This window comes from Protofrankia sp. CiT1 (assembly GCF_917627335.1).
Taxonomy (GTDB): domain Bacteria; phylum Actinomycetota; class Actinomycetes; order Frankiales; family Frankiaceae; genus Protofrankia.
On sequence record NZ_CAKJTP010000072.1, the window covers coordinates 9348 to 13326 of the forward strand.

Here is a 3979-nt window from a genome sequence, read left to right on the forward strand (position 1 = left end):
GGTCGGTGAGAGAAGCGCCGCTCCGCCCACCGCCGTCGGAGACGATCAGAATGACGTCACCCACCTGACGGGTCAGCGCCAGGTGGCCGGCATCATCCCGCCGCTCCTGCCACGGCGCCCCCGCCAGGTCAACGGTCCCCGTCACCGGCCGGTCCGCCAGGACCCGTTTGACAGCGTCCCTCGCATTGCCCTGATTGAGCTGTGCGTACGTACGGTTACCCGGACGGTCAACGACGTAACCGATGCGCAGCTCGATCACGTCCGCGCGGGACGCGCCAGGCGGCGCTTGCGTCCGGATCGACGTGGCCTTCCAGTAGCCGGGCAGGCCCGTCGGTTCCGCGACGCCGAACGGTGCCACCCGCGCGAAGGCGGCCAGCGGGGCGGCTGTGTCCACAGCGACCACCGAGTCCGCGTCACCCCTCGGCATGAACAGGGTGAACAGCGCCACACCGGCCATCACCACGCCAAGGGACAGCAGCATGTCCCGGATCGTCTCCTGACCGCGTCTTCGTGCCACCCGTCCATCCTGACGTCCCGCCGCGGGCCCGGCCCGACAGGGCGGTCGATCCGCGCGGCAACGCGTGCCAAATCATTACAAAACCGTGATTTGGGAAACGACATGAGCCAGGTAAGGCGAAAGGGCCGATCAAGCCAGCCGCAAAAAACAACAGAAGGCAAATAAACACATAAGAGCGCCCGGCACGCCCCCTCCGCGCGCCGGGCGCTCTCCTCCCGTAAACAGTTCGACGCACAGCGGGCTGCCAGCGTTGCACCAGGAAGAAGCACAATTCTGTCCACCATCCGACACCCACACCCGGTGTCCGGTACCCGATGAACGCACGACAGTTCCAACCGTCCCGAAAACACCCGAAAAACACCGAAACACCGCATATACGAAAATTCCGGACGCTTCGGCGTGGCGGCCACGGCGCTGGCGGGCGGCTGGACGCGCGTGCAACTACCCTCGGATGCGTGGCAGCAGACAGCACTCTTCCTGATCCTCTCGTCGTCCAGGGGCAGGCCCCCGACCGCAACCTGGCCCTCGAGCTCGTCCGGGTTACCGAGGCGGCCGCGCTCGCCGCCGCCCGATGGGTCGGGCGCGGTGACAAGAACGGCGCGGACCAAGCCGCCGTCGATGCCATGCGGCGGCTCGTCGGCACCGTGTCGATGCGCGGGATCGTCGTCATCGGCGAGGGCGAGAAGGACGAAGCCCCGATGCTCTTCAATGGGGAGGACGTTGGCTCGGGCGAAGGCCCCGAATGCGACGTCGCCGTCGACCCGGTGGACGGCACCACCCTCACCGCCAAGGGAATGAACAATGCGATCGCGGTGATGGCCGTCTCCGAGCGTGGATCCATGTACGACGCGAGTGCCTGCTTCTATATGGAAAAGCTGGTCACAGGCCCCGAAGCCGCCGGCATGGTGGACATCACCGCGCCGGTTGAGGAGAACATCCGTGCCGTCGCCAAAGCCAAGGGCGTGCATCCGCGGGATGTGACCGTTATCGTCCTGGAACGCCCACGCCATGCCGAGCTGATCGAACAGATCCGCGCCGCCGGTGCCCGGGTGAAGCTCATCTCCGACGGGGACGTGGCCGGCGCGGTGATGGCCGCGTCCGCCGACACCGGCGCCGACCTGTTGCTGGGCATTGGCGGCACCCCCGAAGGGATCATTGCCGCATGCGCGGTGGCCTGTATCGGCGGCGTCATCCAGGGACGGCTCTGGCCGCGAGATCCCGACGAACAGCGGAAGGTCTTCGATGCCGGTCATGACCCCAAACGTGTCCTCACCACCCGTGAACTCGTGGACAGCGACAACGTCTTCTTCGTCGCCACCGGCATCACAGACGGCGAGCTGCTGGCCGGGGTCCGGTACCGGCCGGGTGGGGCGAACACGTCGTCCCTGGTCATGCGGTCACGCAGTGGGACGGTCCGCCGGGTCGACAGCCAGCACCAGCTGACCAAGCTCCAGGCCTACTCCACGGTGCCGTTCTGAGCGGGGCGAGGACCCTGCGCGGGCTGGCTACGCCGTTGCCGATCCGGGCGGTCACCGGCACGGCCCGCGTGGTCAACGCGGCGGTCGTTCGCCTGGACAGGCCTGGTCCCCATGGGCGCGCCACCGAGGTCGCCACCCTGCCCGCCGCCGCCCGGCGCTTTGTCCGCCATCCCCGCCCACCGGTGCTGCTGGGCACCGTCGGGAGCCTCGTGGCCGTACGCCTCGCCCGCGGCCGATTCGGGCGAGGCGACGCCCTGATCGCGGTGTCGATGATGGCCGCGCAGCCGTTCGTGGAATGGGCGGTGCATCGGGAGATCCTGCATGCCGAGCCGATCAGCCCGATCGGCCGTGTCTTCTACCAGGCCGCCGGCTGGGGGCACGAGCAGCATCACCGTGACCCGACGAATATGGACACGATGTTCGTACGCCCCCAGGAGGTCCTTGCCGGCGGCACGGCCGCCCTCGCCGCAGCCGTTCACGGATCGCCTCAGGCGGCCACCGCGGCGCTGTGCGCGGCCATGGGCCTGCTCGTCTACGACTGGACCCATTTCCTCATCCACAGCGGCTATCAGCCTCGGAGCCGGATGTACCGACGCCTCTGGCGCAACCATCGCCTGCACCACTTCCGCAACGAGCGTTACTGGCTGGGCGTCACATCCAGGATCGGCGACATCGTGCTGGGAACCAACCCGCCCCGCGACATGGTCCCGATCTCGGCCACCGCGACACACGCGCCTACCCGGTGAGCCGCGGCGGAGCCGTCCATATCCGTACCTGATCGACATACATGGTGACTGTCGCCGGCGTCCGGCTGTTCCGGCACGGGATCGCGCCGGTGCAGCCCTTGTCCAGCTGTAGCGCCAGGTGCATCGCCGACGTCGACGGGATCGGGTTGACCGCGCCCGGAATGGCTGGCGTGGTCACTGTCCACTCTGGCACGCCGTTGAGATAGAAGGTGATCGATCGGGGCAGCCACTCGACCGCGATGGTTTGCCACTGAGTGTAATCACCGGGCAGATAGTGCCACTCAACATGGTTGCGTGGACCGTTGTGGACGAAGCTCGACGCGCCCTGGCGGTTGCCGTTAATTGCCTCCAGCAGGTCGATCTCACCGTCGGTGGGCCAGTTGCCCGACGCCGGCCACAGCAGTATCACCCCCGAGTAGCCATCGCCGCGCTCCACCCGGACGCGGGCCTCCCAACGGCCGTACCGCAGGTTCATCTTGTTCGCGATCCCAGCGCCCAGATCCCGGCCAGCGCTGTCGAAGCCCCCGGTGAGGCGCAGTGCGCCACCCGCGACCGTGGCCCGAGCCACCGATCTGGGGAAAGGTTCCGCGTTCGGCTTGTCGTAGACCCACCAGTTTGTGGGGTCAACGTCCTTGCCGTCGAACCGCTCGACGAACAGCGGCGCGCCCCAGGCATCCGCCGAGGCAGAGCGCGAACCGTCACCAACCGTCGGCCCGCGGCCCGTCGGCGCGCTGCTCGCCGGGCCGCTAGCGAGCAGCGCGCCGTCCGTGCACGCCACGGCAGCGCTGGCGACTACCACCGAAACCGCGATCAGTGGCAGAAGAATGCGGAGTCTGGTGTGCATATGGCGACAACCCAACATCCGGGCGGGACAGCCCTGCGCCGACCCGCACAACCGGCTTTCCTGTCTCCACCGACACTAACACGGAGCGTAATTGATTCATCGCGTAGTACACACGTTTCGTGATGACGATAATCAACTCAAGATCGACGATCGCCATCCGGCCGCTGCGGCCCGCTGCCCGCCAGGCTGGCGCACAGCCGTTTTTGTGCTGCCCAGGAGGGTGCTTACCTGATCGAAATGGCGGGCGCGGGGCGTCGGGCGGGCGCTCCCACAGCTCTCGGGAGGGGCGCACGGCAGCAGGCATCAGGTCCGGTCGAACCTGTCATCCCGGGCACCCGCCAGCAACGCGTCCCACTCCGCTGGAATGCAGAAAAAGACCGGACTCGCGTTGCCC

General features: G+C 67.8%; 4 protein-coding genes. 2 read left to right on the forward strand and 2 right to left on the reverse strand.

Going from position 1 to position 3979, the window contains the following annotated elements; all coding sequences use genetic code 11:
• Positions 1-517: DUF4245 domain-containing protein (locus tag MJ785_RS13175; RefSeq protein ID WP_239381151.1), on the reverse strand; the 517-nt coding region annotated here is incomplete at its 3' end.
• Positions 518-972: 455 nt separating this feature from the next.
• Between MJ785_RS13175 and glpX the strand changes: the two genes are divergently transcribed.
• Together glpX and MJ785_RS13185 are read left to right on the forward strand one after the other, a co-directional pair.
• Positions 973-1995: a class II fructose-bisphosphatase gene (gene glpX / locus MJ785_RS13180; protein WP_239308413.1), complete on the forward strand. Its 1023-nt coding sequence runs from the start codon at positions 973-975 to the stop codon at positions 1993-1995.
• Between the two features lie 35 nt (positions 1996-2030).
• Positions 2031-2741 carry a sterol desaturase family protein gene (locus tag MJ785_RS13185; protein ID WP_239308414.1) on the forward strand — a complete coding sequence of 237 codons (711 nt, stop codon included), beginning with the start codon at positions 2031-2033 and terminating at the stop codon, positions 2739-2741.
• Here MJ785_RS13185 and MJ785_RS13190 read toward each other — a convergent pair.
• The gene (locus tag MJ785_RS13190; protein WP_239308415.1) at positions 2731-3585 is read right to left on the reverse strand and encodes a family 16 glycosylhydrolase; all 855 of its coding nucleotides are present in this window, start codon (positions 3583-3585) and stop codon (positions 2731-2733) included. The genes MJ785_RS13185 and MJ785_RS13190 overlap by 11 nt on opposite strands.
• Positions 3586-3979 lie beyond the last annotated feature (394 nt).